Source organism: Peribacillus sp. NJ11 (genome assembly GCF_030348405.1).
Taxonomy (GTDB): Bacteria; Bacillota; Bacilli; order Bacillales; family DSM-1321; genus Peribacillus.
Window position 1 is genome coordinate 4,735,388 of the sequence record NZ_JAUCFO010000001.1, and the last position, 23,011, is coordinate 4,758,398.

Annotated in this window: 21 protein-coding genes and 1 pseudogene; 7 read left to right on the forward strand and 15 right to left on the reverse strand. The window is 36.7% G+C overall.

All coding sequences use genetic code 11. From position 1 onward, the window contains the following. Positions 1 to 748 precede the first annotated feature (748 nt). Positions 749 to 1,435, forward strand: coding sequence for an ArsR/SmtB family transcription factor (locus tag QUF86_RS23120; protein ID WP_289335815.1), 687 nt, complete (start codon positions 749 to 751; stop codon positions 1,433 to 1,435). Positions 1,436 to 1,528: 93 nt separating this feature from the next. On the opposite strand, the gene QUF86_RS23125 is transcribed toward QUF86_RS23120, so the two are convergent. The 6 genes from QUF86_RS23125 to QUF86_RS23150 all read right to left on the reverse strand — a co-directional run bounded on the left by QUF86_RS23125 (position 1,529) and on the right by QUF86_RS23150 (position 6,513). Then, on the reverse strand, positions 1,529 to 2,416 hold the full coding sequence (locus QUF86_RS23125; protein ID WP_289335816.1) for a DMT family transporter: 888 nt from the start codon (positions 2,414 to 2,416) through the stop codon (positions 1,529 to 1,531). A gap of 290 nt (positions 2,417 to 2,706) precedes the next feature. Further along, on the reverse strand, positions 2,707 to 3,093 hold the full coding sequence (gloA2, locus tag QUF86_RS23130) for an SMU1112c/YaeR family gloxylase I-like metalloprotein (protein WP_289335817.1): 387 nt from the start codon (positions 3,091 to 3,093) through the stop codon (positions 2,707 to 2,709). Between the two features lie 642 nt (positions 3,094 to 3,735). Continuing rightward, positions 3,736 to 3,912: a small acid-soluble spore protein H gene (locus tag QUF86_RS23135; protein WP_289316964.1), complete on the reverse strand. Its 177-nt coding sequence runs from the start codon at positions 3,910 to 3,912 to the stop codon at positions 3,736 to 3,738. A 264-nt stretch (positions 3,913 to 4,176) separates the two neighbouring features. Then, on the reverse strand, positions 4,177 to 4,608 hold the full coding sequence (locus QUF86_RS23140) for a CBS domain-containing protein (protein WP_289316965.1): 432 nt from the start codon (positions 4,606 to 4,608) through the stop codon (positions 4,177 to 4,179). Positions 4,609 to 4,963: 355 nt separating this feature from the next. Then, complete coding sequence (locus QUF86_RS23145) at positions 4,964 to 5,707, reverse strand: SDR family NAD(P)-dependent oxidoreductase (protein ID WP_289318421.1); 744 nt, start codon at positions 5,705 to 5,707, stop codon at positions 4,964 to 4,966. Between the two features lie 53 nt (positions 5,708 to 5,760). Then, positions 5,761 to 6,513, reverse strand: a complete 753-nt coding sequence (locus QUF86_RS23150; protein WP_289335818.1) for an SDR family NAD(P)-dependent oxidoreductase — start codon at positions 6,511 to 6,513, stop codon at positions 5,761 to 5,763. A gap of 267 nt (positions 6,514 to 6,780) precedes the next feature. On the opposite strand from QUF86_RS23150, the gene QUF86_RS23155 reads away from it, so the two are divergent. After that, a complete protein-coding gene (locus QUF86_RS23155) occupies positions 6,781 to 7,920 on the forward strand; it encodes a LuxR C-terminal-related transcriptional regulator (RefSeq protein WP_289335819.1) in 1,140 nt (379 codons plus the stop codon). A gap of 156 nt (positions 7,921 to 8,076) precedes the next feature. On the opposite strand, the gene QUF86_RS23160 is transcribed toward QUF86_RS23155, so the two are convergent. The 6 genes and pseudogenes from QUF86_RS23160 to blaOXA form a co-directional block, all read right to left on the reverse strand. Next, positions 8,077 to 9,216 carry a Ger(x)C family spore germination protein gene (locus QUF86_RS23160; RefSeq protein ID WP_289335820.1) on the reverse strand — a complete coding sequence of 380 codons (1,140 nt, stop codon included), beginning with the start codon at positions 9,214 to 9,216 and terminating at the stop codon, positions 8,077 to 8,079. Beyond that, positions 9,216 to 10,724: a spore germination protein gene (locus QUF86_RS23165; protein ID WP_289335821.1), complete on the reverse strand. Its 1,509-nt coding sequence runs from the start codon at positions 10,722 to 10,724 to the stop codon at positions 9,216 to 9,218. Before QUF86_RS23165 ends, QUF86_RS23160 begins: the two co-directional genes overlap by 1 nt. After that, on the reverse strand, positions 10,696 to 11,799 hold the full coding sequence (locus QUF86_RS23170) for an endospore germination permease (protein ID WP_289335822.1): 1,104 nt from the start codon (positions 11,797 to 11,799) through the stop codon (positions 10,696 to 10,698). Before QUF86_RS23170 ends, QUF86_RS23165 begins: the two co-directional genes overlap by 29 nt. Positions 11,800 to 12,090: 291 nt before the next feature. Beyond that, positions 12,091 to 12,936: pseudogene (locus QUF86_RS23175) on the reverse strand (BCCT family transporter). Positions 12,937 to 13,400: 464 nt separating this feature from the next. Further along, positions 13,401 to 14,150 carry a TerC family protein gene (locus tag QUF86_RS23180; protein ID WP_289335823.1) on the reverse strand — a complete coding sequence of 250 codons (750 nt, stop codon included), beginning with the start codon at positions 14,148 to 14,150 and terminating at the stop codon, positions 13,401 to 13,403. 319 nt (positions 14,151 to 14,469) lie between these two features. Next, positions 14,470 to 15,276, reverse strand: coding sequence for a class D beta-lactamase (gene blaOXA, locus QUF86_RS23185; RefSeq protein WP_289335824.1), 807 nt, complete (start codon positions 15,274 to 15,276; stop codon positions 14,470 to 14,472). A 197-nt stretch (positions 15,277 to 15,473) separates the two neighbouring features. Here blaOXA and QUF86_RS23190 point away from each other — a divergent pair, with 197 nt between their 5' ends. Beyond that, entirely contained in the window at positions 15,474 to 15,653 is a 180-nt protein-coding gene (locus QUF86_RS23190) for an H-type small acid-soluble spore protein (protein WP_289316969.1), read from the forward strand. A 45-nt stretch (positions 15,654 to 15,698) separates the two neighbouring features. On the opposite strand, the gene QUF86_RS23195 is transcribed toward QUF86_RS23190, so the two are convergent. Beyond that, the gene (locus QUF86_RS23195; protein ID WP_289335825.1) at positions 15,699 to 16,472 is read right to left on the reverse strand and encodes a GH25 family lysozyme; all 774 of its coding nucleotides are present in this window, start codon (positions 16,470 to 16,472) and stop codon (positions 15,699 to 15,701) included. Between the two features lie 445 nt (positions 16,473 to 16,917). Between QUF86_RS23195 and abc-f the strand changes: the two genes are divergently transcribed. Continuing rightward, positions 16,918 to 18,555 carry a ribosomal protection-like ABC-F family protein gene (abc-f, locus tag QUF86_RS23200; RefSeq protein ID WP_289335826.1) on the forward strand — a complete coding sequence of 546 codons (1,638 nt, stop codon included), beginning with the start codon at positions 16,918 to 16,920 and terminating at the stop codon, positions 18,553 to 18,555. Positions 18,556 to 19,084: 529 nt separating this feature from the next. Here the strand turns inward: abc-f and QUF86_RS23205 are convergent. Then, positions 19,085 to 19,273, reverse strand: coding sequence for a hypothetical protein (locus tag QUF86_RS23205; RefSeq protein ID WP_289316972.1), 189 nt, complete (start codon positions 19,271 to 19,273; stop codon positions 19,085 to 19,087). A 462-nt stretch (positions 19,274 to 19,735) separates the two neighbouring features. Between QUF86_RS23205 and QUF86_RS23210 the strand changes: the two genes are divergently transcribed. Further along, complete coding sequence (locus QUF86_RS23210; RefSeq protein ID WP_289335827.1) at positions 19,736 to 20,572, forward strand: DUF2935 domain-containing protein; 837 nt, start codon at positions 19,736 to 19,738, stop codon at positions 20,570 to 20,572. A 238-nt stretch (positions 20,573 to 20,810) separates the two neighbouring features. Here the strand turns inward: QUF86_RS23210 and QUF86_RS23215 are convergent, their stop codons facing one another. Next, on the reverse strand, positions 20,811 to 21,149 hold the full coding sequence (locus tag QUF86_RS23215; RefSeq protein ID WP_289335828.1) for a hypothetical protein: 339 nt from the start codon (positions 21,147 to 21,149) through the stop codon (positions 20,811 to 20,813). Positions 21,150 to 21,475: 326 nt separating this feature from the next. On the opposite strand from QUF86_RS23215, the gene QUF86_RS23220 reads away from it, so the two are divergent. Both QUF86_RS23220 and mscL read left to right on the forward strand, forming a co-directional pair. Continuing rightward, complete coding sequence (locus QUF86_RS23220; RefSeq protein WP_289335829.1) at positions 21,476 to 21,943, forward strand: DUF2306 domain-containing protein; 468 nt, start codon at positions 21,476 to 21,478, stop codon at positions 21,941 to 21,943. Positions 21,944 to 22,542: 599 nt separating this feature from the next. Continuing rightward, entirely contained in the window at positions 22,543 to 22,941 is a 399-nt protein-coding gene (gene mscL, locus QUF86_RS23225; RefSeq protein ID WP_289324493.1) for a large conductance mechanosensitive channel protein MscL, read from the forward strand. Positions 22,942 to 23,011 lie beyond the last annotated feature (70 nt).

Here is a 23,011-nt window from a genome sequence, read left to right on the forward strand (position 1 = left end):
CTTATATAAACGACTCAAAATATAATGTTCTTGACACCTGGGTCTTTCCCCTTTTCCATTTCATTATTATTTCTGGTTAGACTAAAAACACTTCTCCTGCTTCCAAATTAAAACCACGGTTAACCGTTTATAAAAGTTATGTTAAAAAACATTCACTAAAAGCAAAGACCATTAATTTCTTTCGAGTGAGGATTCTGTTGGTGAAGTTGTCCTTTTTTCATTTGCATTACTTTAATGCCACTTAATTAGGATACATTCCCTGGCTGTTAATGCCGCATCTGAAGTAGGATCTTCCTTTTACATCAAAAAAAAACCTTCGAATATAGATCGTCAAAAACCTTCCAGTATTCTGGAAACAATTGAACCTTTTTCATTACCCGTCAAGCCTTTCGGTGAAGTGAAATTCAATAGGGTGCCAACGGATTTTAAGTCTTCATGGATAGGTCAAATCTTTTATAATCTATGATTACTCCCTTCACTGCGATTTGGACCATTTTATCGGCCGTTTTCATTCTGCATATATGCCGCGAAAAAATACGAAATAAACACTATCCGCTTTTATTGTGGGGTCCAATATCCTTTTTCAAATTTAATTAAAGCAGAAATCGTGAATTACCGAATATCACTAGGACAGCGGTACTGTATAATGGAAGTATAAGTTTACCTATTTTTAATGCTAATTAATTGGCGTTCAGCTTATTCAAACTAAAACTTAACTAATCTATCGGCAGAAAGGTTGGTAACTATTTTGAGTATAAATCCAAATATGGTGGAGATAGCCTCCCTCCTTGGGGAAACGTCACGTGCAACAATACTTGCAAGTCTGCTGGATGGGCGTTTTCATACGGCAGGTGAATTAGCATTGATGGCTGTAATAACACCGCAAACCGCCAGCTTTCACCTCTCAAAATTAGTGGAAGGTAACCTTGTTAATGTTGAAAAACACGGGCGACATCGTTACTATCAGCTAGCAAATGGAGAAATTGCGCGCATTTTAGAATCATTTCTTGCCATTTCCCCACCGCCTGAAGTTCGGTCGTTAAAACAATCAAGCCAAGTTAAAATGCTTCAGGAAGCCAGAACTTGCTATGATCATTTGGCCGGAAAACTAGGAGTCGATCTAACTGAATCGATGTTGAAAGCCGGATATTTAAAAAAAGAAGAGAGAGAATTTGCAGTTACACCCAAAGGAGATCATTTTTTTTCTGAATTCGGTATCGATTTACTTGATTTAAGAAGAAAACGCCGTTCATTTTCCCATTCATGTTTAGACTGGAGTGAACGTCATCATCATCTTGGTGGAGCTTTAGGAAATGGACTCCTTACACATTTTTTTGATTTAGGCTGGATAGTCCGTGTTCCATCTATTCGCGCAGTAAAAGTAACACCTGAAGGGAAAGAAGGATTTAAAGAAGTTTTTTGTATAGAGGTATAATATGATAATCCCTCATTAGTGGATAGAAAAGGGGCTCTTTCTTTTTCACCATGAGGGAATTTCTGTCCTTTGCAGCTTAGAACAATCCTACGATTACTCTAAAGCTTTTTTAACTAATTTATTTTCCTTTTGGAACTGGCCATTTACAAGATAGATGCCTATGATAATAAACAGTCCGCCAATTAGGAGTGAAGTGTATATCTTTTCACCTAATAGTGCCCATCCTGATAATACACCGAAGAAAGGTGCCAAAAATAAAAAGGCACTCGTTTTTCCCGGATCACTCTTTTGTAAAAGGTAATACCAAACTGCAAATTGCACAATCGATGACATGATACTTAACCATAATAAAATGAATAACGAATTTCCACTAATTATGAAAAATGGTTTCTCAAGAGTAAAGCTGCCAAGTAAAAGCAGTAAACCACCAAAAAGCATCTGATAGGCAGATAAAACCCATGTATCGAAAATCGCTCCCCATTTTTTCGCCAATAAAGTGGAAATGGCCCAGAAAATAGCAGAAAGAATGCCGAAAAGAATGCCAATCTTAAATTCAAGTTGCGCTCCCATCGTAATAATTACTCCCACTAATCCTAATAAAACTCCAATCCATTGATATAGTTTATAGCGTGTTTGTGAAAAAATTGTACCGAATACAACAACGAGTAACGGGTTCGTGAAAGTAAGAATTGAGGATTCACTTGCTGTAATAGTGCGTAAACTCAGGAAAATGCACCCCATTACTCCGGCTGTTTGAAAAGTGCCAATAATAAGCATTTTTATCCAATCCCCTTTAGAGTTTGGATGCGGTCTTCTTAACAAGATTACGATCATCGCCATTATGAACCCGGCAAGTGTGAAGCGTAATGCTGCTAATAATAATGGCGATGAATAAGGTAGACCAATTTTAACTACCGCAAAAGAAGAACCCATTAAAAATGTCGTTAAAAGTATCAACAATGTAAATTTGAAAACATTCATTTTTTTATCTCCTGACATATTTAAATGACCGATCTATAGCTATTATAGCTGGTGATTATTTCAGCTATTATCGAAATATGGAATGCAAGTGGAGATAAATTTATTAGTATCGACATATCATAGGGAAGCTTCATAGTTTAATTGGCATAACTAACTTCTTTAAATCATCGTATTCATCTATTGAAATCAACTAAAAAAAATAAAGTTTACCTCAATTCCCGAACCATCACCTCTCCTATCAGACTTCATGCCTTAAAGTTCACTCATCATCCTAGCTAAGCTTGTAATTCCTACTTTTCATATATTTCAAGTGGCAGATCATCCGGATCACAAAAAAAAGTAAATCTTTTTCCTGTTAACTCATCAACACGGATAGGTTCGACTGGAATGTTTTCTTTTTCCAAATCTTTAACAGCTTGATTAATATCTTCCACTTCAAAAGCAAGATGTCTTAGCCCTTTAGCTTCTGGATAACTTAGACGATTGGGGCTTTCAGGAAATGAGAACAATTCCAGCTGATATTCCCCTCCGACCATTAAATCCAATTTATACGACTTCCTTTCTGCCCGATATGTCTCCTGCACGATATCACACCCTAAAATGTTCACATAGAAGTTTTTTGATTTTTCATAATCGGAACAAATTATCGCTACATGATGTATTTTTTTTACCTTCATTTGCTTCCTCCCTAAAAAGACTTTGGTTAGTATGTTAACGTAGCGTCCGCCCCTATGGGATTTGATTCCGTCAACTAAATAGTTCGCCCCTACTTGTAGAAATTGGTTGTGACTAGATCTCGTTTAACAAGCGAAGGTGCGATACTACATGGATGAAATAGGCGATTGATCCAGCTCTAAACCTACGTAACATTATAAGGCAGCAGCATGCATATTTGTACAAACTAAACTAAAATTCCAAGCAGTTTTGGATAAGGTATTTCCTGAGTGCTTTAGAGTTCAGTATTTAGATGTTTCTGGTACATTCAAAAGACTTTAAATCGAATTATCAAAAGAGGTGCAATCAGGCTACGATAGTCATTGAATAAGGCTGTTATATAAGCCATTCGGGATTGTCGCAAAAAAGAAAACGACTGATGAAATCATTCACCGCAACAAGAGATTACGAGAGTTTTAGGATAGAACGTGAAGAAGGAATGCCCTTTAAAGTAGCATGTTGGATTCATGCGCTAGGTTAAGAAGTTGAAGCCTACGATATTCAGGACCTTTGCATCATGATAAAAACCCCTTGGTCTCAAGGGGTTTTTATACATTCAATTACGACAAGCCAGTGACCCAAGTAACACGCTCTCACTTGATGGCCTATTCTTTTAAATTGGATAAAGGGACCTCTTGTTCATTCTCTGGTTCATCAAGAGGATAGATTCTAGCTGTTTCATTATTTTCATCCACATTTTGAATATAGATTGGAACCTCATTGTGGGTTACATTAGCCATAACTGGTGAAGCCGCAATCTCTTTTGCTCGTTGTTTGTTCATTATATTGACCTCATTTTGATTTGAAATTTTTATAATGTTTATTTACAATTCTTTAATTATTTTTATCATTGGAGCCAGGAAACAAATCCGAAAATATTCTTTAAGAACCCTATGTTTCTGACTGTACCCGTTTCTCAATCGAATAAAGGAAAATCATCCGGACCGTTAAGAATAAAAGATGAACTTTCTCAACTTTAATTGGTTATCTCATGCGTCAGATTGGGTAAAACCCTAGACCGCTCATGGATCCATTTTTTGCATCGATTAATGTTCTAAATGAGTAGATTCAGAAATGTGACTTAACGCTTCACCAGCTTCATTAACATGAATATCCACTGTTACAAGATCACCAATAGCACAAATACCAACAATTTCATCATTTTCTACAATAGGAATACGACGGATTTGATGATCGGCCATCATACGGGCACATTCGTGTGCATCTGTATCCGGATCACAAGTGATTACATTCGAAGTCATAGAATCATGGCAATGAGAAGTATTGCAATCTTTACCGTCTGCCACACAATTCAAAATGATATCACGATCTGTAATCATGCCTATGACTTTCTTACCTTCACATACTGGAACGGAACCACAATTGATATCTCGCATAATTCTTGCTGCTGCTGTTACAGAATCATGTGGTGCACATACCTTCACATCTTTGGTCATAATGTCACGTACCGTTGTCATGTTTATCATCCGCCTTTATCAATAATTTTTATCGACTATGATATTTTTCACTGTTTTTTAAAAGTTATTCCTACTACTTGAAAAGTACCTCATTGTAAAACAACATTCGCGGCATAAACACTCTATGGATCAATATAATATAGTCCTATTATCGTAAAGGAAATACAAAAACGCCTGTCAACGGTAAATGGCTGACTGTAACGTTGTGGAAGGAATTTCAAGGAGTTAAATGTAAAAAAGAGCCCTTCCGTATGAATGCTCATCTTACGGAAAAAGCTCTAAAATAAATGTAACTAGTGCATCAAACGAAGTGTACCGATTGAGAACCACCGATTAATCCTTGGGTGTAAAAGCTTTATACTGCCGTATATCCGCCGTCTACAATAAGGCTTGTGCCTGTTACAAATGATGCATCATCACTTGCAAGGAAGAGAACAGCCTTAGCCACTTCTTCCGCTCTGCCTAAACGGCCGATTGGATGTAAATCGATTAAACCTTGTCGTATCTCACCTTGCGCTTCCGCAATAAGTGGTGTATCGATATAACCTGGGCAAACTGCATTGACACGAATGCCATCTTTCGCATAAGTCGAACCTAACGTTTGTGTTAATAGCTTAACCCCGCCTTTTGCTGCAGAATAAGCTGTTACCCCCGGCTTCCCAGCATGGCTATGGATGGAGCCTGTATTGACAATGGCACCACCAGTGGATTGTTTCCGCATTTGCTCTATCGCATATTTATCAGATAGGAAGACACCGGATAAATTAATATCAATTGTTCTTTGCCATTGCTCATAGCTTAACTCATGTATGTTTCCGTCTCTTGCAATCCCTGCATTTGCAAACATGATATCCAGTTTTCCATATTTGTTAACCGTTTCTTCGATCATATTCTTAATGTCATTTTCATTCGTCACATCGGTTTTAACAAAAAGAGTATCATACCCTTTTCCATTTAACTCATCTGATACAGCTTGTCCATGATCTGCAAAATCTGCAATGACCACCTTTGCTCCTTCTTCTGCAAATAATTGAACCGTACTGGCTCCAATCCCACTTGCTCCCCCTGTTACGATCGCCACTTTGTTTTCAAGTCTCATATATAAACACTCCTTAGTTTTGTTTTCTTATTTCCGCTAGAATGGTAGGGATTTTAGCGAGCAGTTGCTCCGCCATCTATCACAAATTCGGCACCCGTCGTATAAGAGGATTCGTCCGAGGCAATGAAAAGCACTGTATTCGCCACATTGTTGACGCTGCCCAGATGTCCCAACGGGAATTCTTTACCCAATTCATCTTTTGTACTGCCCGTTTGTTCAGATGCATAGTCCGCCATCCCGGTATCGATATATCCTGGATGGATCGAGTTTACACGGACTCCTTTTGAAGCAAACTCGATGGCAGCATCTTTAGTCATTGTCCGGACCGCTCCCTTACTTGCACCGTATAAAACATGACCAGGTGCTCCAATCAAGCCTGCAATGGAAGAAGCGTTTATGACTGAACCTTTATTTTGTTTCGCCATCAGTGGCATAATATGTTTCATTCCCAAGAATACGCCGGTCACGTTAATTGACATGAGACGATTCCATTCCTCCAGTTCAATTTCCGCAACCGGTTTAATGATATAAATACCCGCATTGTTGAATAGAACATCCACCTTATCAAAAGTATCGATCGTTTCCTTTGCAACCCTTTTCCAATCTTCTTCATTGCTGACATCATGACGGATGAACAGGGCCTCCCCGCCAATTGCCTGAATGTCTTTTACAGCTTGATCACCGGATTCGTGGTTTATGTCTGTGATGACGATTTTTGCTCCCTCCCTAGCAAATAGCAAAGCTGTTTCTTTCCCGATTCCTGTACCCCCGCCAGTAATGATTGCCACCTTGTTTTCAAGTCTCATGATTTCACCAGATCTCCTTTACTTATTTTCTGATACTGCCATCCTTAGAGGTTCTCACTAGACAAGTATTCCTATACAAGCAAATGAAGCTGACTTTAACAATTGTCAATCCTTTTAAATGGAATGCCGCTAAAAAAGCTTCATTGTCTGTCTATGCCTTTATTTTACTCCTCGTAATTTGAAATACTATCCTATAATATGCTGTATAATAATAGGGTAAGTATCCCCCTTATATAGGGGTATTTCGTTTAAGGAGAAGAGACTCGTATGACCCAGCCCTCTCATGCTTATGAAGAGATATCGTTTCAGCAATTCATATTATTCATAAAAAGCCATAACAAACAAATTGAAGAAAATATCAATATTTATTTGAATCTAGAGCCCCTTATATTAGAAAATGAACGTAAGGTGATACAAACATTACTGGAATCATTTCTACTATTTTTATCTGCCCCAAAAATCGAAGACATAAATGAAACATACGATAAGCATCTGGAAACTTGGCTTCAATCACATCTACCCATTTTAAATGTGAACCATTTCAGCATGTTCCGATTGATCTTTGAGAAGTCCATCGTTACCTTAATGTCCAACCTGAAACATGCCCATACCATTTCCATTTTAATGTTCTTATTATCCATTTTCTCTCATCTCATCCATAGCTATAACAAATGGATGGTTGTCGAACCAACGCAACTTTCAAAAACCCACGAAGAAAATGCTGAGCTTAAAAGGCTGAAACTATTAGACCAGTTAGATGAGCTTCTAATTAACTCATCAGGAATTAAGGATTTTGCTCATATCCTAAAAAAATGTGAAGAGTTCTTTCACTATAAAAGATGTGTTTTTTATGCTTATATTCCTTGGTCCAATCAATTTTACGGCACCATTGGATTGGAGCTGCCCAAGGTTCAAAGCATGAGAGGACAACTCAGCTTAAAGCAATCCTTTGTTTTCAATTCAAAAAAGCCTGTATTTTTAAAGAATCCCAATCATTATATTAAAAAGGAACATATAACGTTGTTTAATCTTTCATCTGTCATATTTGTGCCGATTGTTCATGACCAGCAAGTTTTCGGCTGGCTGACCTTTGATCAATTAGGAGAGGAATTCGATTATTCAAAAGATGAACTGACTTTACTTGAACAGGTCGGAAAACGGTTAGGTTTATATTTATCAAGAAAGGATGATGAGGTTTCCATTGATACCGATCTACAATTGACGGAACGGGAATCCATGATTTTAAATTTGCTTGCAGAGGGGTATAACAATAAAAAGATGGCCGAATTATTGCAATTAAGCGAGCATACTATAAGGGATTATGTAAGCAGTTTAATGACAAAGTTTAAAGCCAAGAACCGCACACAAGTCGTAGTCTATGGATTTCGTTTTGGTCTTTTAAAGTAAAATCTGATTTACTTTAATCGGTATGTAAGGCAAAATAAATCCTTACATAGTTAGTTGTTGAATATATCATTTACAGAGGCTGCCATATCATAATCATTGGAAACGACTTTGAAGAAAGATTCTGTCATGGCAGCCTGCGATCCACTTCTGTAGGTATCAATTCATGTACTCATATTTATAATCGCCTGTTATTTTAATAGCAATATCCACATGAATATTACGAATGGATTCTTCATTAAGGCTAAAACCTTCTTTGGATACTTCTTTCCATTTTTTCAAATCCTTTCTGTAGATAACTCCTTCTAAATTATAGATGTCTATATTTTTTTCAAGAGCATATTTGTACGTATGCCTAATTTCTTTCTCTAATGCCCTCTGTATTTTTTCTTTAAGGTGGGGTAAGGAGATGTTTTCTTCCATATCCGTTACGGCACCTTCTACTTCAATTGAAATATCGAATTCGACTGTATCATTTACATAGATAGGCTTTATATTGAATTTTGGCCTCATTAGAGATATTTGAACATTTTTGTTGTTGTTGATTTTTATTCCAATTGGGGACCTTACCGTTTTTTTTGTTAACCATCTCATCCCCCCAAGATGTTTATTTGCTATCTCCCCCTTTAGCTGATTATTTTTAATAAAATAGGCCCCTGATAGTTTTACGGTGTTCTGTGTTTTTTCTTTTGCTTTCCATACCTCAGTTTTCAACGAAATCTTCGGTAGTTTTATTGTCATTCCTGTTTCATAATTTTGCGTATAAAATCTTTGGATCCGGATGGGTTCGACAAAGGATCTTAATTTATAAATATCCTTCGGATTGAAAATGCTTGTTTGCACTGATGAGCCGAATAGACTATTGACAAAGAGAATCTTTTCTAAAGAATCATCGGTTCCATATAACCAAGTTGTTTCCCTAATTTGCTGAAATCTTAAAATGGGGTCGTTTACGTTGTCCAATCCATGTTTTAGTAAGCTTTCAGAGAAAATGATCAATTTAACATGAGCCCAATAAATATACTGGTTTGACCTTTTATAAATGTCATTCATGGCCTCATTCATTGTTTTCCCGCGTCCTTTGGCGACCCAAACAGGTGTTGGTTTTGGTTCCAAGCCTTCTTGTTTAGCCACACCGGCAAAAGACGTCACCTGCACATAAATGACATACTGACCATTTTGATAATCTATTCCCATTGCACTTATATATTGAATATCTTGAATATCCTTGGTATCCCAGCAGCCACTTAAAAGAGCAAGGCTCAATACAAATAGTATAATTCTAAGGATCATTTTCATTAGCGATTTCCTTTTGTTCTGTCCTTAGTTTTCAGCATTTCGGCTCGTTTCTTTCTAAAGAGATATGGCTTCACAAAGACACCGCCCCCTAGAAGATCTTTCAAGGATAGTGGTGATATAGGCGCTAAGTAGGGTAAACCATAAATCTGCAGCCTTGATAAATAAAGGACAATAGAGAATACACCGAGAAAGAATCCGAATAAACCTAAAACAGAAGAGAGAAATAATACAAAAAACCTGGCCATGCTTACAATTCCACCTAAAGATTGATTGATTAATGTATAGGTGGCTACCGCAGTAGTACCTGCCACCACCAACATCGTCGGGGATGTAATCCCGCCCCTAATTGCCGCATCACCTATAATTAATCCACCCACAACAGCCAGTGATTGACCGATTGCTTTTGGGAGTGTGATCCCTGCCTCCCGAAACAGCTCAAATAAACCCAAAATCAAGAAAGCCTCTTGTTGAGGTGATATAGGCAACCCAAATCTAGATACGGTTATCGTCGCCAAAAATGGAAAGGGGAGCTGGTCTAATTGAAATGATATTAGTGCTATATAAAAACCTGGCAGAAATATTGATACCACCAGTCCGATAATGCGAAAGAAATATTCGAAATTTGTATAGTAAGATGGAGTATGACGATCTTCCGCGGCTTTTAACAAGAGTGTAATATTACCTGGCCCAATTAAGGCAGTTGGTGACCCATCCACTAAAATGGCAAAGCGCCCATTATTTAAACTGGCTACAGCATAATCCGGCCTCCCTGTATAATCAAAAAACGGGATCAGGTTGAATTTACTGTCTGATAAAAATTCTTCAAGCTCAGTAGTTCCCAACAAAATATCTGTGTTTATTGAGGAGATTTTCCTTTTTACTTTTTCAATGGTTTCTGGATTTACAACATCCCTCACATATAATAAATTGATTTTTGTCTTGCTCCTTTTCCCAATGGTAAATGCTTGATTTTCGAGTGATGCAGTTTTATATCTTTTTCTAATCAACCCTAAATTAACAGAGATATCTTCGATAAATCCATCACGTGGACCTCGGATGGAAATTTCACTACTTGTTTCCTCGGGACTTCGATTTGGGATGCTAGGTAGGGAAAACATAAATAATAATTCCAATTCTTCAAATAGCATCAGGACCATCCCGGAAAATACGTATTCCTCCACATTTTCTTTTAAAGTGGAGGAAGGGAAAACCCTACTGACTTTAAATTCTTCTTGCGGATCCTCTATAACCTCTTCTTCCTTCAGTTTAGAATTTATGAATACACTATCAAGCCGTGCTACTGATTCCCACAATTTTTTGACATCGACCAACACCTCTGAATAAATCAAAGTGCAAATAAGGGGCGGATCTGTTTTCCCTTCAGATGTAATGGTATGCTTTTTGAATTTTACATCCGAGCTCATTCCGAATAATTCATTGAAATACTCCAACTTTAGTTGGACCTCCGAAGAACTCCCCTTATTTGCCTTGTTCAATAGAGGCTCCATTCTTTTTCACCCTTTCTTTCAAAAAAATGACCATGTTAATGAAAAAAGTTATAACCAAAATGCTGATCACACTCAATTTAAAATAATATCGTTCCGTAAAATTCCTGTATGCTGGAATGTCGATTGGTATACAAAGCGCAATGATTAAGGAGACTGATATAGCAAGCAATACAATATTTTTTATTTTCTTTGATTTAATTTGAAACAGTTCACCCATTAGGAATATCGATAACGATACTCGGATAAATGCACCTGAAAGCCATTGGTATATTGATAAAAAATCCAGGCGGTTCAAATACTTACCCATGGTTAGTAACCGCCATTGAGCGTATGCAGGATTACTGATTTTTGCAGCCTGTACCGGACCAAATTCTGTAATGGAGCCTATTATGGGTCCCATACTGATAAACAAAAGAAATAAACCTAAAAAAAGTAAACTCCTGAACTTTATTTCTGTCTTTACAAACTGTTGAATCAAAACGAGAAGAAATATCTCTGTAAAACCTCCACCTAGTATTACGACCCCGTCCCAAACAGGTGTAATTCCATTTTCAAAAATAGGGAAAAGCAAGGAGTAATCCTTATACTGTATATTTGCCGTCATTATCATAAATCCAAGTGCCACAACAAGGGGCAAAACCAATCCTCCGGCAATGGCTATTGTTTTGATTCCAGCCTCGGCAGCAATAAAACATAGGATGATGAAAGGTATAAATAATATATATTCTGGCGTTTGAATCATATAAGTACTGTTTACCCAGGAAAATGTGCTATATAAAGTGACAAACAAGTTTAATAAAATATATAAGAAAAGAAGGATTTTTATGGACCAGGCGGTGAGCGGGTGACTGTGAGTATGAAGCCAACCTATGATATGCTGTTGCTTTGTTTTATTTATTATCCAATAAACCATGGGAAGCCATAATAGAAAAAGTATCCCGGTGACTAAAGTACTGATCCATGAATCTCTTCCGGATGCACCAAGCAGTGAAGGCAAAACGATAACATGGTTCATCAACCCAATAGATAGAATCAGTACCATTGTTGCTTGAAAAGTAGATATACTTTTTATCATGTGACACATCCTCTCTCTTTTAATATGAGGAGGCATTTTTGTTTTTATTCATACGGTGCATCATCTCTTTTATGGACAGATAGTAATTGAACGCCCCTCCCGTCAATAAGCTCCGCTGAATCAACCGCCATTTATCATCGGCATTGCGATAAGTAGTTTAGAGAATTTTTTGTTTTCAAATCAAAAAAGTTTTGTCCGGTTTCATCGAACGCCAACAGGCACCAGCTTTTTTTTAGCTGGTGCCTGTTGCATTTATCCCGTATACTGTATCCTCCCAGTTTGAATGATACTTTAAGATGTTAGCTTTGTAGGTTCTTCATTGATGGTTTTTTCTATACTGCTGCTTCCTGCCTGATCCTCTTTTATCCATTTAATGAGTGATATCGATGCCATCGCCATTATTAAGATGAGTGGAACGGAAGTAATGACTACTACTGATTGAAGAGCATGCAGTCCTCCACCGAACATCATGGAAAACACTACAAGCTCTATGACCAACGCCCAAAATATTTTGTGCCATCCAGCTGGTTCTTGATCTAATGACAACTTTTTTGATGCAGCGCTTGCTAATGTGAATGACGAAGAGTCCAGTGTAGCAGAAAGAAAAATAAGAGTGATAATGATAATGGCAAACAAGGCAATACTGCCGCCGGGAAGCCCCTGGTAAATGGCAGCAATGGCTGCTTCCCCACCTTTCTTCTCTAAGATGTCAATGACTGGAACAAGTTTATTAAGTTCAAAGTAAAGACCTGTATTACCCATGATGGAAAACGCCGCCCAACACCCTACTGTTCCTCCAATACATTCAGCAAAAATGACTTGTCTTATCGTTCTTCCTTTTGAAGTTTTCGCTACAAATATGCCCATATAAGGAGCGCAAGCAAACCACCATGCCCAGTAGAATATCGTCCAAGCTTCAGGAAAGCCAGAATTGGCAACAGAGTCGGTTTAGAAACACATACGAAAGAAATTCTGTAACAAAATCCCAACGCTATCCGTAAATCTGGATATTATAAACAAAGTTGGACCAGCTAAAAGAACGAATGCAGATAGTGCTAAAAAAAGGTACGTATTGATGTTAGCTAATCTTTTACCTCTTATACAAAATTCAGGAATACAAGGAAAGTCGCTCATCATTTATCCATTAGCCAATCAAAAGCATCACGGTTAGTGCGGAAATACTGTAAAGATTTAGACCTTTATAATTGATTCATTTAAAAATTTTCCGGTTAATGGCACGTTCTACACGTCTGCAGAGCCATAAAAATAGAAATTTACGGAATGTGGATCCTAGCCAATCAGACCTGATTATCGATTTAAATATAAAAGGGTACTATGCCCTATGCCCTTTCTTACATTTCCGCAGTGCTGCCAAAATCTGAAATACATTATTTACTGAAGTTCGACAGCATGGAGCATTTCAAACAAAAGGCATGAGCCCAGCAGATTACCGGGTTCATGCCTTCAAGGTTGCCTAATTAAATAAAGTGTCTAACTTGGGGTCACTTCAAATTTGATGTCGGTCTTAAATCCTAATTTAGCAACATAACGTTAATAATAATTAACCCGAACTATTTCAACTCTTTTTTATTCTGATAACATTAGTCATTTTGCTTATCGTTTTTCACTGTTTTTCCAGATAAAAACCATCCGCCTATAGCAATAAGAAGCATGACTGACCAAAAGATTATATTCCAAATCGGTCCTTCAACAAAATCGTGAGGGATAATGTGCACAGATGGATGCGCAAGGGTATGCATTAATAACTTAACCCCTACCCAACCAACGATTAACATGGCTGCCGTTTCGAGGCTAGGTCGCTCCGTCAGTATCTTAACGAAGTACCCTGCTGCAAACCGGATGACGATTAAACCTGCAATTGCTCCTAATAAAATAACAATGAATTTTGCCCCATCCATACCTCCTATATCACCCATTGGTGTATCTGGCAAGGCAATGACAAGAGCGACTGCAGCTAAAATGGAATCAATAGCAAAAGCAATATCAGCTAATGCAATTTGTGCAACGGTCATACGGTAGCTTTTCCCTTTTTCCTCTTTGTCCCCATGGTCCTTTTTTAGTAAATGCTTTAATGCAATGAAAATCAAATACGCAGCCCCGATTGCCTGAACTTGCCAAACATGGAAAAGGTACGAAATAATAAAGATTGCACCAATCCTAAAAATAAATGCCAATAGCAATCCAATATTGATCGCTTTTTTTTGCTGTTCTTTTGGTAAATGCTTTGACATAATGGCTAAAACCAATGCATTATCAGCAGATAATAAACCTTCTAAAAAAATTAAAATAATTAACACCCAGCCATATTCCAATAATAACGATAGTTCCATAATACCCCCTATAAGCATGTTTAAGTATGTGTAATTACCTTCAAACCCTCCAACACTTTCTCTTCAATATTGTCCCATGTATCAACTTCCTTATTCAACACTTCCGTCCTGTTAGCTCCATAAGAAAAAGAGCTGCCGAAGCAACTCCCTTATTGAAGTAAAGCATCCGTTAACTCTATACTATATTCTTTTATGCTTACACTTAGTTCCCATTGAAAAAGATTGGAATTTAAATTTTCAATTTGACTAATCCAAATATTTCATTAAGTTCGGTAAGCATCACCCCGGTTGAATTACCAAATGAGGTATTAGTCCCTACCTACTCTGCCATTAAATGATATTTCTTTAAAATGTCCATTGTGATGTTTTTAGCGTCTGCTGAGGTACCGGAGATATTCGTTACAAAGACATAGTCACGATCCTTTGTTTCAATAAAGCCAACATACCAGCCAATGTTTGACCCCTGTCCTGTTTTTCCGTAAAGCGTATAGTTGTCCCCTTCAGATTGGATCATCATCCGTTTTACGGTTTTCATGACATCCTTATCAAAAGGAAGTTTCTCTGTATATAAATTTTCCATAAAATCCGCTTGTTCAATGGGTGAAATTTTGAGTGAACTACTTAGCCAAAACTGATCGATTCCTCCACTAATATCTTCGTTGCCATATGAAATCTTATGAACCCACTCCTCCATTCGACTCTTTCCAATGTCACGGGCCATGGCTTGATAGTACCAAACAACGGAGTTCCTTAGACCAGACCCAAGCGTATGATCCTGGTTCCAAACCTCAATTTCCCGTTTCACTCCGTCCCAATATTTAATGTCATATTCATCTTCAACAGCCCCTACCTGTAATCCAATGAGTGCATTAGGCACCTTAAATGTCGATTGCGGCGCAAAACTTTGTTCAGCTCGATCATTATTATGGATGAAAGTCCTGCCTTTTTTCATTTCACGTAATATGAAAGTTCCGTCGCGTTCAGCAAAAAATTCATCGACGTCAAGCTTCTTAATGTTTAGGTTAACCGTGGCAGCATTGGCTTCACTTGGTTGTTGCAAGCATGTAAACAGAACGGCTGCACCAATTAGTATTAAAAGGACTGCCAGGACCTTAAGTCTTTTCATATTAATCACCTCGAATTCATTTTTACAATCATATCCATTCTAGCAGATTAACCCAATATTTTTAAGATTAAGAATTGTCACCTTTTTATTAAGTACATGAAACGCTAGAAGGGTTAATTTTTTACTATCCTTAAAAACGAATAAAATTCAGTCTTTCCCCAAATAATAAGTAGACTAATAAGCAGGGAGGGATTTATGTGGATGTTAATCGTGTAAAACAGATACTTTCTTCTTCATCTGACATTGAGGTGAGATATAATGGCACTTCAGTATGGATTGATAATTTAAATGAAGATGGAAGAACGGCAACAGTTCATCTAAGAGGACCATTAGAGGAAAGATCAGAAGTAGCAATTGACGAACTTAAAGAAATATAAGGAATATCAAAAATAAGCTCCTCTCGTAATGAGAAGAGCCTTTACTTATTTCAACCTTAATTTTTGACCGATATAAATTTTGTCGGGGTCTTTAATTCCGTTAAGACTAACAAGAGATTTTACCGTTGTTTTATGTTTTTTTGCAATGAAGCTAAGCGTGTCGCCTTTTGTTACAGTATAAGTTGTGGATGTTTCGTTATTCAATGCACGGGAGTTGTGCGTCCTAAAAATATTTATTGTATTTGTAAAATCCCTATAGGCTATATTCAAATCCACCTTTGTGCTGATCCCGCTTATCTTACCTGAATCAGAATGCTGCCAAATATCTGTGCTGCGTCCCAACGTGCTGTTGTATCTGGCAATCCACAAAGCGTAGTTCGTCAACCTTGATTCATCTAAAGTATTTTCGAGAAAGTATTTACCTGTATACAGCATAGCCGTGTATCCAGCCTCTTCAATAGCTTCTAAAAAAGCTATTGCTGCATCTGTCAGCGTTTCTTTCTTTGCCTTTTTTTTATTTTCTTCAAGATCAAGAACAACAGGATAGTTTAGAGCAATAGAGCTTATCGAATCCAGAAAATAAGCAGCCTCAGCCTTTGCTTCTGCAACAGTAGCAAACTTTGCATAATGATAGGCCCCGACTTTCAATCCCGCTGTCAAAGCTTGAGGGGCATTTTCTTTAAAATAAGAGAGTTTAGAATAACTCGTTCCCTCGGTTGCTTTAATAAATACAAACTTCACGCCGGCCTTTGCAACTTCATTCCAATCAATAGTACCTTGCCAATGTGAAACATCGATTCCCTTTATATTTTTTTCCATATTAATATCCTCCTCAAGGGAACAACCCTATGGTTGTGAATGATTTTATCACACAGCCCTTATAAACACCCCATGCTACAGGACTATTACCCACCTTATAATAAGATACATGATTGAGTAAAAACATTAATAAATCGTTAAATTTAGTTTGAAAGTAAACTATTTATGCTGCTTACTTTTGTTTTCAAAGATTATTTTATGCTATACTGATTTCATTAATAGCAGAAGGGATGATGGGTGGCCGATGATTAACTAATCTTATTTTTAAAAATTTGAAATCACATATTTCAAATCAAACGAAATAGGATTAGTCTGCCCATTTTCTATAAATTGTCGAGCTATATTGAAAATAGCTCTTATTTGATCATGCACAGCTACGACTAATCCTTCCAAATGAACTGGGAGGATTTTTTTTATTCTCCCTTTAAGGAGAGGGATGGATTATATGAAAGAGCTATTAAAATTAGCCAATATTAGCTATGAAGTAATGGACCTTACCATTTTTGAAAATGTAAACGCCAGTGTTCAACAAGGGGATATCATCGGTGTCATCGGCAAAAATGGTGCCGGTAAATCTACGTTGTTACAATTGATTAATAATGACTTAGTGCCTGCACAAGGACAAATTCAATGGCTTCAGCAAGACTTGAAAGTTTTTATGGTCGAACAAGAAACTGAATCACATTCTTTCGAAGATAAGACCCCTTTTGAAGTCAAATTACTAGATAAAATGCATGTACCAAGCCATGACTTCGCGCAATTAAGCGGTGGAGAAAAACTGAAAGCCCGACTTGCAAAAGGTCTTTCAAAAGATGCAGACCTTTTACTATTGGATGAACCGACAAACCATCTTGATGCGGAAAGTTTAGAATTCCTCAATGGACAAATTAAAAATTATAAAGGTACCATTATTTTTGTTTCGCACGATCGTTATTTTTTGGATGCTGTTGCAACGAAAATTTGGTCGATCGAAGGTAAAAAGATAATTGAACACAGAGGGAATTATTCAAGTTATATGGAGGTTCGCAAACAGAAAAGACTTACGCAACAACGTGAATATGAAAAACAGCAAAAAATGGTTGAACGGATCGAAGGACAAATGAATGAAATCACTTCTTGGTCGAAAAAAGCCCATGCCCAATCGACGAAAAAGGAAGGAGTTAAAGAATACTATCGCGTAAAAGCAAAGCGAATGGATGCACAAGTAAAATCTAAACAAAAGCGTCTTGAAAAAGAGCTTGAAAAAGCAAAAGCTGAGCCTGTTGAGTCAGATTATACTGTCCGCTTTTCAATTAAAGCAAACAACAAATCCGGCAAACGTTTTTTGGAAGTTAAGAATTTAACTAAGTCTTTTAACGGGCGAACACTATTTAAAAGCGTCAATTTCACGATTCAGCATGGTGAGAAGGTTTCAGTAATAGGTCCCAATGGTAGTGGAAAGACTACATTATTAAAAATAATTCTTGGACATGAAACTTTTTCGGGCGATGTATGGATTTCACCATCTTCAAAAATTGGCTATTTGACGCAAGAAGTGTTTGATTTACCTCTTGATCAAACACCAGCACAGCTATTTCATAAAGAAACATTCGAGGCAAGAGGTAGAGTTCAAACTTTAATGAAGCATTTAGGATTCATGACATCTCATTGGACAGAACCCATTAGGAATATGAGTATGGGTGAGCGTGTGAAATGTAAGTTAATGGAATATATATTAAAAGAAAAAGTTGTGCTTATTTTGGATGAGCCGACAAATCACCTAGACTTAGCTTCACGGGAACAACTTGAAGATACCTTAGCACAGTATACTGGAACACTGATCGTCGTTTCGCATGATCGATATTTTCTCGAAAAAACGACAAGCAGCAAACTCGTCATTTCGGATAATCGTATACAAAAGCAATTGTTTGAATCATCCTCAAAAAGAGATGATCTGGAGGAACTACGATTAACACTTGAAACAGAAAGACAAGAAGTTTTAGGAAAGCTCAGCTTTATGACTTCAAAAGATAAAGCGTACACAGTACTCGACAAGAAGTTTAATGAGCTTACGAAAAAAATAAATGAACTTCGTGACAAATGACTACCGATGTTAATGTCCCCCCTGCCGGTGCTCTAGGATTGTCCATAGATGTGATTGTGATTTAGTGACCCAGTAACTTATTTCGGCTGTGGCCTCTTCCTTAAATCGGCCACAGCCGAAATAAAATAAAAAACTCATTTTGTCCCCTCCATATCAATTCAAAGATTATTTATTCTACTAGAGAAATTATTCTATTTTAACTATTTCACTAACATGTTTTCTTACATTTTGTTGTGAGTAAATATAGAGGTATTTGCTAAGAAGCATTGTATCTTCTATTCCCGTTTCACCTTGAATGACGGATTATGTGAGAAGCGATTATGCTTACCATAAAATTATTGCTTACCCTAAAGTAGAAACAGTTAAACGGGTTTCTTCCTAAACTAACCAACGGTAATTCCCTTTGAAAAATAATTCTGGAGCATCTTTTGCATTTACTCTTTATTTTTTGCAAATTGTTTGTGTCGATGGCCATTTCCTCCAGATGGGTTTAACCCAAGCTCATCTAACATTTGAACCAAATTTTTTCTCATAGTTCCTTCATAGCTTGAATTCTTTTTACTTCGTGTAGGATCTCTTCATCATCGTGTATATGGCCTTTTGCATTGATCACGGTAGTATAGGATTTCTTCATTTGATGTAAACCAGGAGTGATTCCAACAATCACCACTTTGGCTCGTTCATTTACATATTGGAAAGGTGCATAATAGATTTCCATTTTTTTCTTTCATCTCTTTCAAGCAAGAATGGCTCGCTCCGTATCATTTCATCTGTATGGGTAAAGAATTAATTAAGTCCTTATATTGAATGAATTTAGAAAAATTAGCTATCCCCATAAAATATCCACTTTTTTCTTTATCGTATTTGCATCATATCAGAAAAAAATATTCACCAACTATCATATACAGTTTGGTATGAGCCCTTTAATTATCCATTAAGAATCTTTAAATAGTATCTGCTAAGATACAGGATTTTGGGTGACAGGCATGTTCATCATCTAGCCGGTACAAGTCCTTTAAGGATACTTGTTGAGCTCTTTCTTTTTTACTTAACTAATATAAGGCCATCATTTAATAGACAAGATAGATTTATTTGTATCTTTATTTGTAATGAAGGTAGTATAAAATGTCCCACTTGTTAATAAGATTTTAAGGATGGTTTAATAAAGGGGGCTTTAGTTATGAGTGAGAACACACCGGAAGCTAATATGCGAAATAACTCTGCGATGTTTGTAGAACGTTCCTTAGATGAGATTCGTTTTTGGTCAAGAATAATGAAGGAACACTCGTTATTTCTAAGACTTGGTTTTAGATGTGAAGATACACAGCTAATTGAGGAAGCCAATCAGTTTTATCATTTATTTGAACGGATAGAACAGCAATCCCATTCATTTACAAATCAAACTGACCCAGAACAGATTAGAAGATTTAATGCGGAAGTGCAACAAGCTGCTACAGGCATATTTTTTTTCAAAAGGAAGGTATTGGGATTAATACTTACCTGTAAATTGCCTGGTGCAAACAATTTCCCACTTTTGGTCGACCATACAAGCCGGGAAGCCAATTATTTTAGAAAGAGATTAAAAGAATTAAATGAGGGTAAATTGAAACCACTTGAAGATGCTATCATCAAAGAAAATGTATTCTTTTTAAGGATAATGGCTGATCATGCAAAATTTATCGGACATCTCCTTGATCCATCGGAAAGAAAGCTTGTAGATATGGCACGAAACTTCAGTAATGATTTTGACCAATTAGTCTTTCAGGCTGTTGACTTAGAGTCCATGAAACCGCAATCTCAAACCGTCCCTCTTTTGGATCAATTTCTAGATCAGAATCGTGTTTCAGTAGTATCACTTCGAGACTTTAAGAAAACTGCCAGAGATTTAATCGAAGAATGCAAAATCAAGAGCATTATCCATCCACTATTGGCAGATCACGTTTTCCGTGAAGCCGAACGTTTCCTTGCAATTATCGATATGTTTGAATCCCATCTTACTGGTGAAACATACAATTAATTAAGTATGGAATATTGTTTTTTATTAAATTGCATTTATCGAATTTGGATATTCCAAACCAATTAGGCCCCTCTCGAATAAGAGAAGGGCTTTTACAATGTTTAGCAGTTAACATCTTAGGCAGCCACTAACTGCCTCCAACCATTCACAATACTCTTCTTGGTATTTCTGTAATCCACATTATAGGGGGCAATTTTTCACGGTTGTAATAATTCCCTGTTATGTCGGACTATACTTTTCATTTTAGGTACTTTTTAAGTTTATCTTTATCAGAAACATGAATCCATGGTAAATCTAGATTATCATCATTAATACCAGGTTGGATAACGCGGCTATATAAAAGGTCGTAAATACAATCATTCATTAACTGGATATCATCGTCTGATATTTTCCGGTTAAATGTTATTGTAGCGGCTCCTGTTTGAGTTATCCCTCCTATTAAACCCCGTTGTTTTAATGAACTTCCAATCACTTCTCGGATAGCCACTAGACTAGTCAACGGGAATACTTCAAGGTGTTTAACAATCATTCTTAAAATATCCTCTTTAGATAAATCCTGTTCAATATTTTGTCGCAATTACTCCACCCCCATTTGTAAAAAACATTCTTCAAACGAACCTTAATTTCCTCCTTTATCCATAAAAAGAACGACATTCTGATGCCGCCCTCCTCTTTATTCTCAATGATATAAATAAAAAACCAGATTACTGGGACTTTCAGTCACAAATACAGCGCCTGGCCCCTTTCTTGATTGCTTAATAGAAATTTCCGGAAAGAAGGATACTCGATTGTATAGAAACTCAACCTCTTCATAAGTGGTTTGATTTTTGCAGATTAAATTCATGGTAAATATTTGAATTGTGATAACATATTAATTAATAATCAATAGTTACGAGGGGAAAGTTGCTTATCTTTAGGATCATTCTGTTCATTCATATTTTTGCTGGAGCAATCTGTCTTATTAGTGGAATAGGTGCTATGTCTTCAAAGAAAAAAAGAGGTAAGCATACAACCTTTGGTGAAATATATCATAGCGCGTACGTTGTTGTTTTTGTCACATCCCTGACAATGGCAATTTTGAATTGGGAAAGCAGTGCCTATTTATTTTTCATTGGGATATTCTCATATTCTTTCGCATTTATAGGCTATGTATCTGCTAAGAAGAAATGGAAAAACTGGATTACATCTCATATAAGCGGGATGCTCGGTTCCTATATTGCTATTTGTACAGCAATTCTTGTAGTTAATGTATCCAATATAACTATCTTGAATGAATGGAATCCATTAATTTTTTGGTTTCTTCCAACCATAATAGGTTCTCCCCTAATATTTTTGGTTGGACTGAAATATAAAAAATTCAAATCAATTTAAATGCAGTCAAAAAAGCTACCCCAAAAGGACCAATTTGATCCTTTTGATTTTTATCGAATCTCAACAAAATAATTAACAAAGCACAAAACAAAAAAAGCCCTCTCGATTAAGAGAAGGGCTTTTAACAATGGAGGAGTACCACTTAGGGGGTAGTACAATAATATAATTATCGCCATTCAAATCCATTTATATTCATCCTCTTTGTTATGAAGTAAACAAATTAGTGAAAGCTGCTTTACCTTCATTCCAGACTGTGATGATTGCTGCCTTACTCTTACCCCATCTACCTTCCATAACATTTTTCATTGAATTCACTTTTTGTTATATTTGTAAAGCTTTAATTAGTGCTGATTTCTAGGACCATTAAATCCATCCATAATCTGCTTTAATTAGGGCCTTGTTACGTTTTTTGATGATAACTGGAGTTCTATCCCCTTTGATTGGATTGCTGTCATTGCATTGCTACATATTAAAGGATTCAAAAGATTAAACGGATGCTTGTTCCTATCTTTGGAAATAATAGATACCTCTTACTCTATTCAATTTTCACCATGTTTCTGATATGCTTTTATCAATTAAAAAAGAAAGGTGTAGTTATGATGATAAAGGAATTCAGGGAGTTTATAACTAAAGGAAACGTTCTCGATCTTGCTATAGCTGTAGTGATGGGTGCTGCGTTTGGGAAAATCGTTTCATCACTAGTCGAAAATATTATCACACCGCTAGTTGGAATTATATTAGGGGGGATCAATGTTTCTTCGTTAACCATTAAAGTTGGAAACGCAGTTCTTAAATACGGTATATTTGTTCAAGCTGTGATTGATTTCTTGATTATTTCGTTTGCGATTTTCATGTTTATGAAGATAGCGAATTCTATTATTAGAAAAAAACAAGCCAAAGAGGAAGAGGTAATAGAAGTGGTACCGGCAACCGAGCAGTATTTAAAGGAAATCCGTGACCTTTTACAAAAAAATTCAAGGCAGGACGAAACATTATAAGTCCATACTGAATCAGTACAAGTGTAGAAATAGTCAAAAATCACTTGTAGAATAAGATAAAGCCCCTCTC

Coding starts and splice junctions, on each gene's coding strand:
- abc-f (WP_289335826.1), top strand. CDS start 16,918: ATGAAAGAGCTATTAAAATTAGCCAATATTAGCTATGAAGTAATGGAC.
- QUF86_RS23210 (WP_289335827.1), top strand. CDS start 19,736: ATGAGTGAGAACACACCGGAAGCTAATATGCGAAATAACTCTGCGATG.
- blaOXA (WP_289335824.1), bottom strand. CDS start 15,276: ATGAAAAGACTTAAGGTCCTGGCAGTCCTTTTAATACTAATTGGTGCA.
- QUF86_RS23205 (WP_289316972.1), bottom strand. CDS start 19,273: ATGGAAATCTATTATGCACCTTTCCAATATGTAAATGAACGAGCCAAA.
- QUF86_RS23170 (WP_289335822.1), bottom strand. CDS start 11,799: ATGATAAAAAGTATATCTACTTTTCAAGCAACAATGGTACTGATTCTA.
- QUF86_RS23125 (WP_289335816.1), bottom strand. CDS start 2,416: ATGAATGTTTTCAAATTTACATTGTTGATACTTTTAACGACATTTTTA.
- QUF86_RS23180 (WP_289335823.1), bottom strand. CDS start 14,150: ATGGAACTATCGTTATTATTGGAATATGGCTGGGTGTTAATTATTTTA.
- QUF86_RS23195 (WP_289335825.1), bottom strand. CDS start 16,472: ATGGAAAAAAATATAAAGGGAATCGATGTTTCACATTGGCAAGGTACT.
- QUF86_RS23160 (WP_289335820.1), bottom strand. CDS start 9,216: ATGAAAATGATCCTTAGAATTATACTATTTGTATTGAGCCTTGCTCTT.
- gloA2 (WP_289335817.1), bottom strand. CDS start 3,093: ATGAAGGTAAAAAAAATACATCATGTAGCGATAATTTGTTCCGATTAT.
- QUF86_RS23150 (WP_289335818.1), bottom strand. CDS start 6,513: ATGAGACTTGAAAACAAGGTGGCAATCATTACTGGCGGGGGTACAGGA.
- QUF86_RS23145 (WP_289318421.1), bottom strand. CDS start 5,707: ATGAGACTTGAAAACAAAGTGGCGATCGTAACAGGGGGAGCAAGTGGG.
- QUF86_RS23165 (WP_289335821.1), bottom strand. CDS start 10,724: ATGGAGCCTCTATTGAACAAGGCAAATAAGGGGAGTTCTTCGGAGGTC.
- QUF86_RS23155 (WP_289335819.1), top strand. CDS start 6,781: ATGACCCAGCCCTCTCATGCTTATGAAGAGATATCGTTTCAGCAATTC.
- QUF86_RS23140 (WP_289316965.1), bottom strand. CDS start 4,608: ATGACAACGGTACGTGACATTATGACCAAAGATGTGAAGGTATGTGCA.
- mscL (WP_289324493.1), top strand. CDS start 22,543: ATGATAAAGGAATTCAGGGAGTTTATAACTAAAGGAAACGTTCTCGAT.
- QUF86_RS23135 (WP_289316964.1), bottom strand. CDS start 3,912: ATGAACAAACAACGAGCAAAAGAGATTGCGGCTTCACCAGTTATGGCT.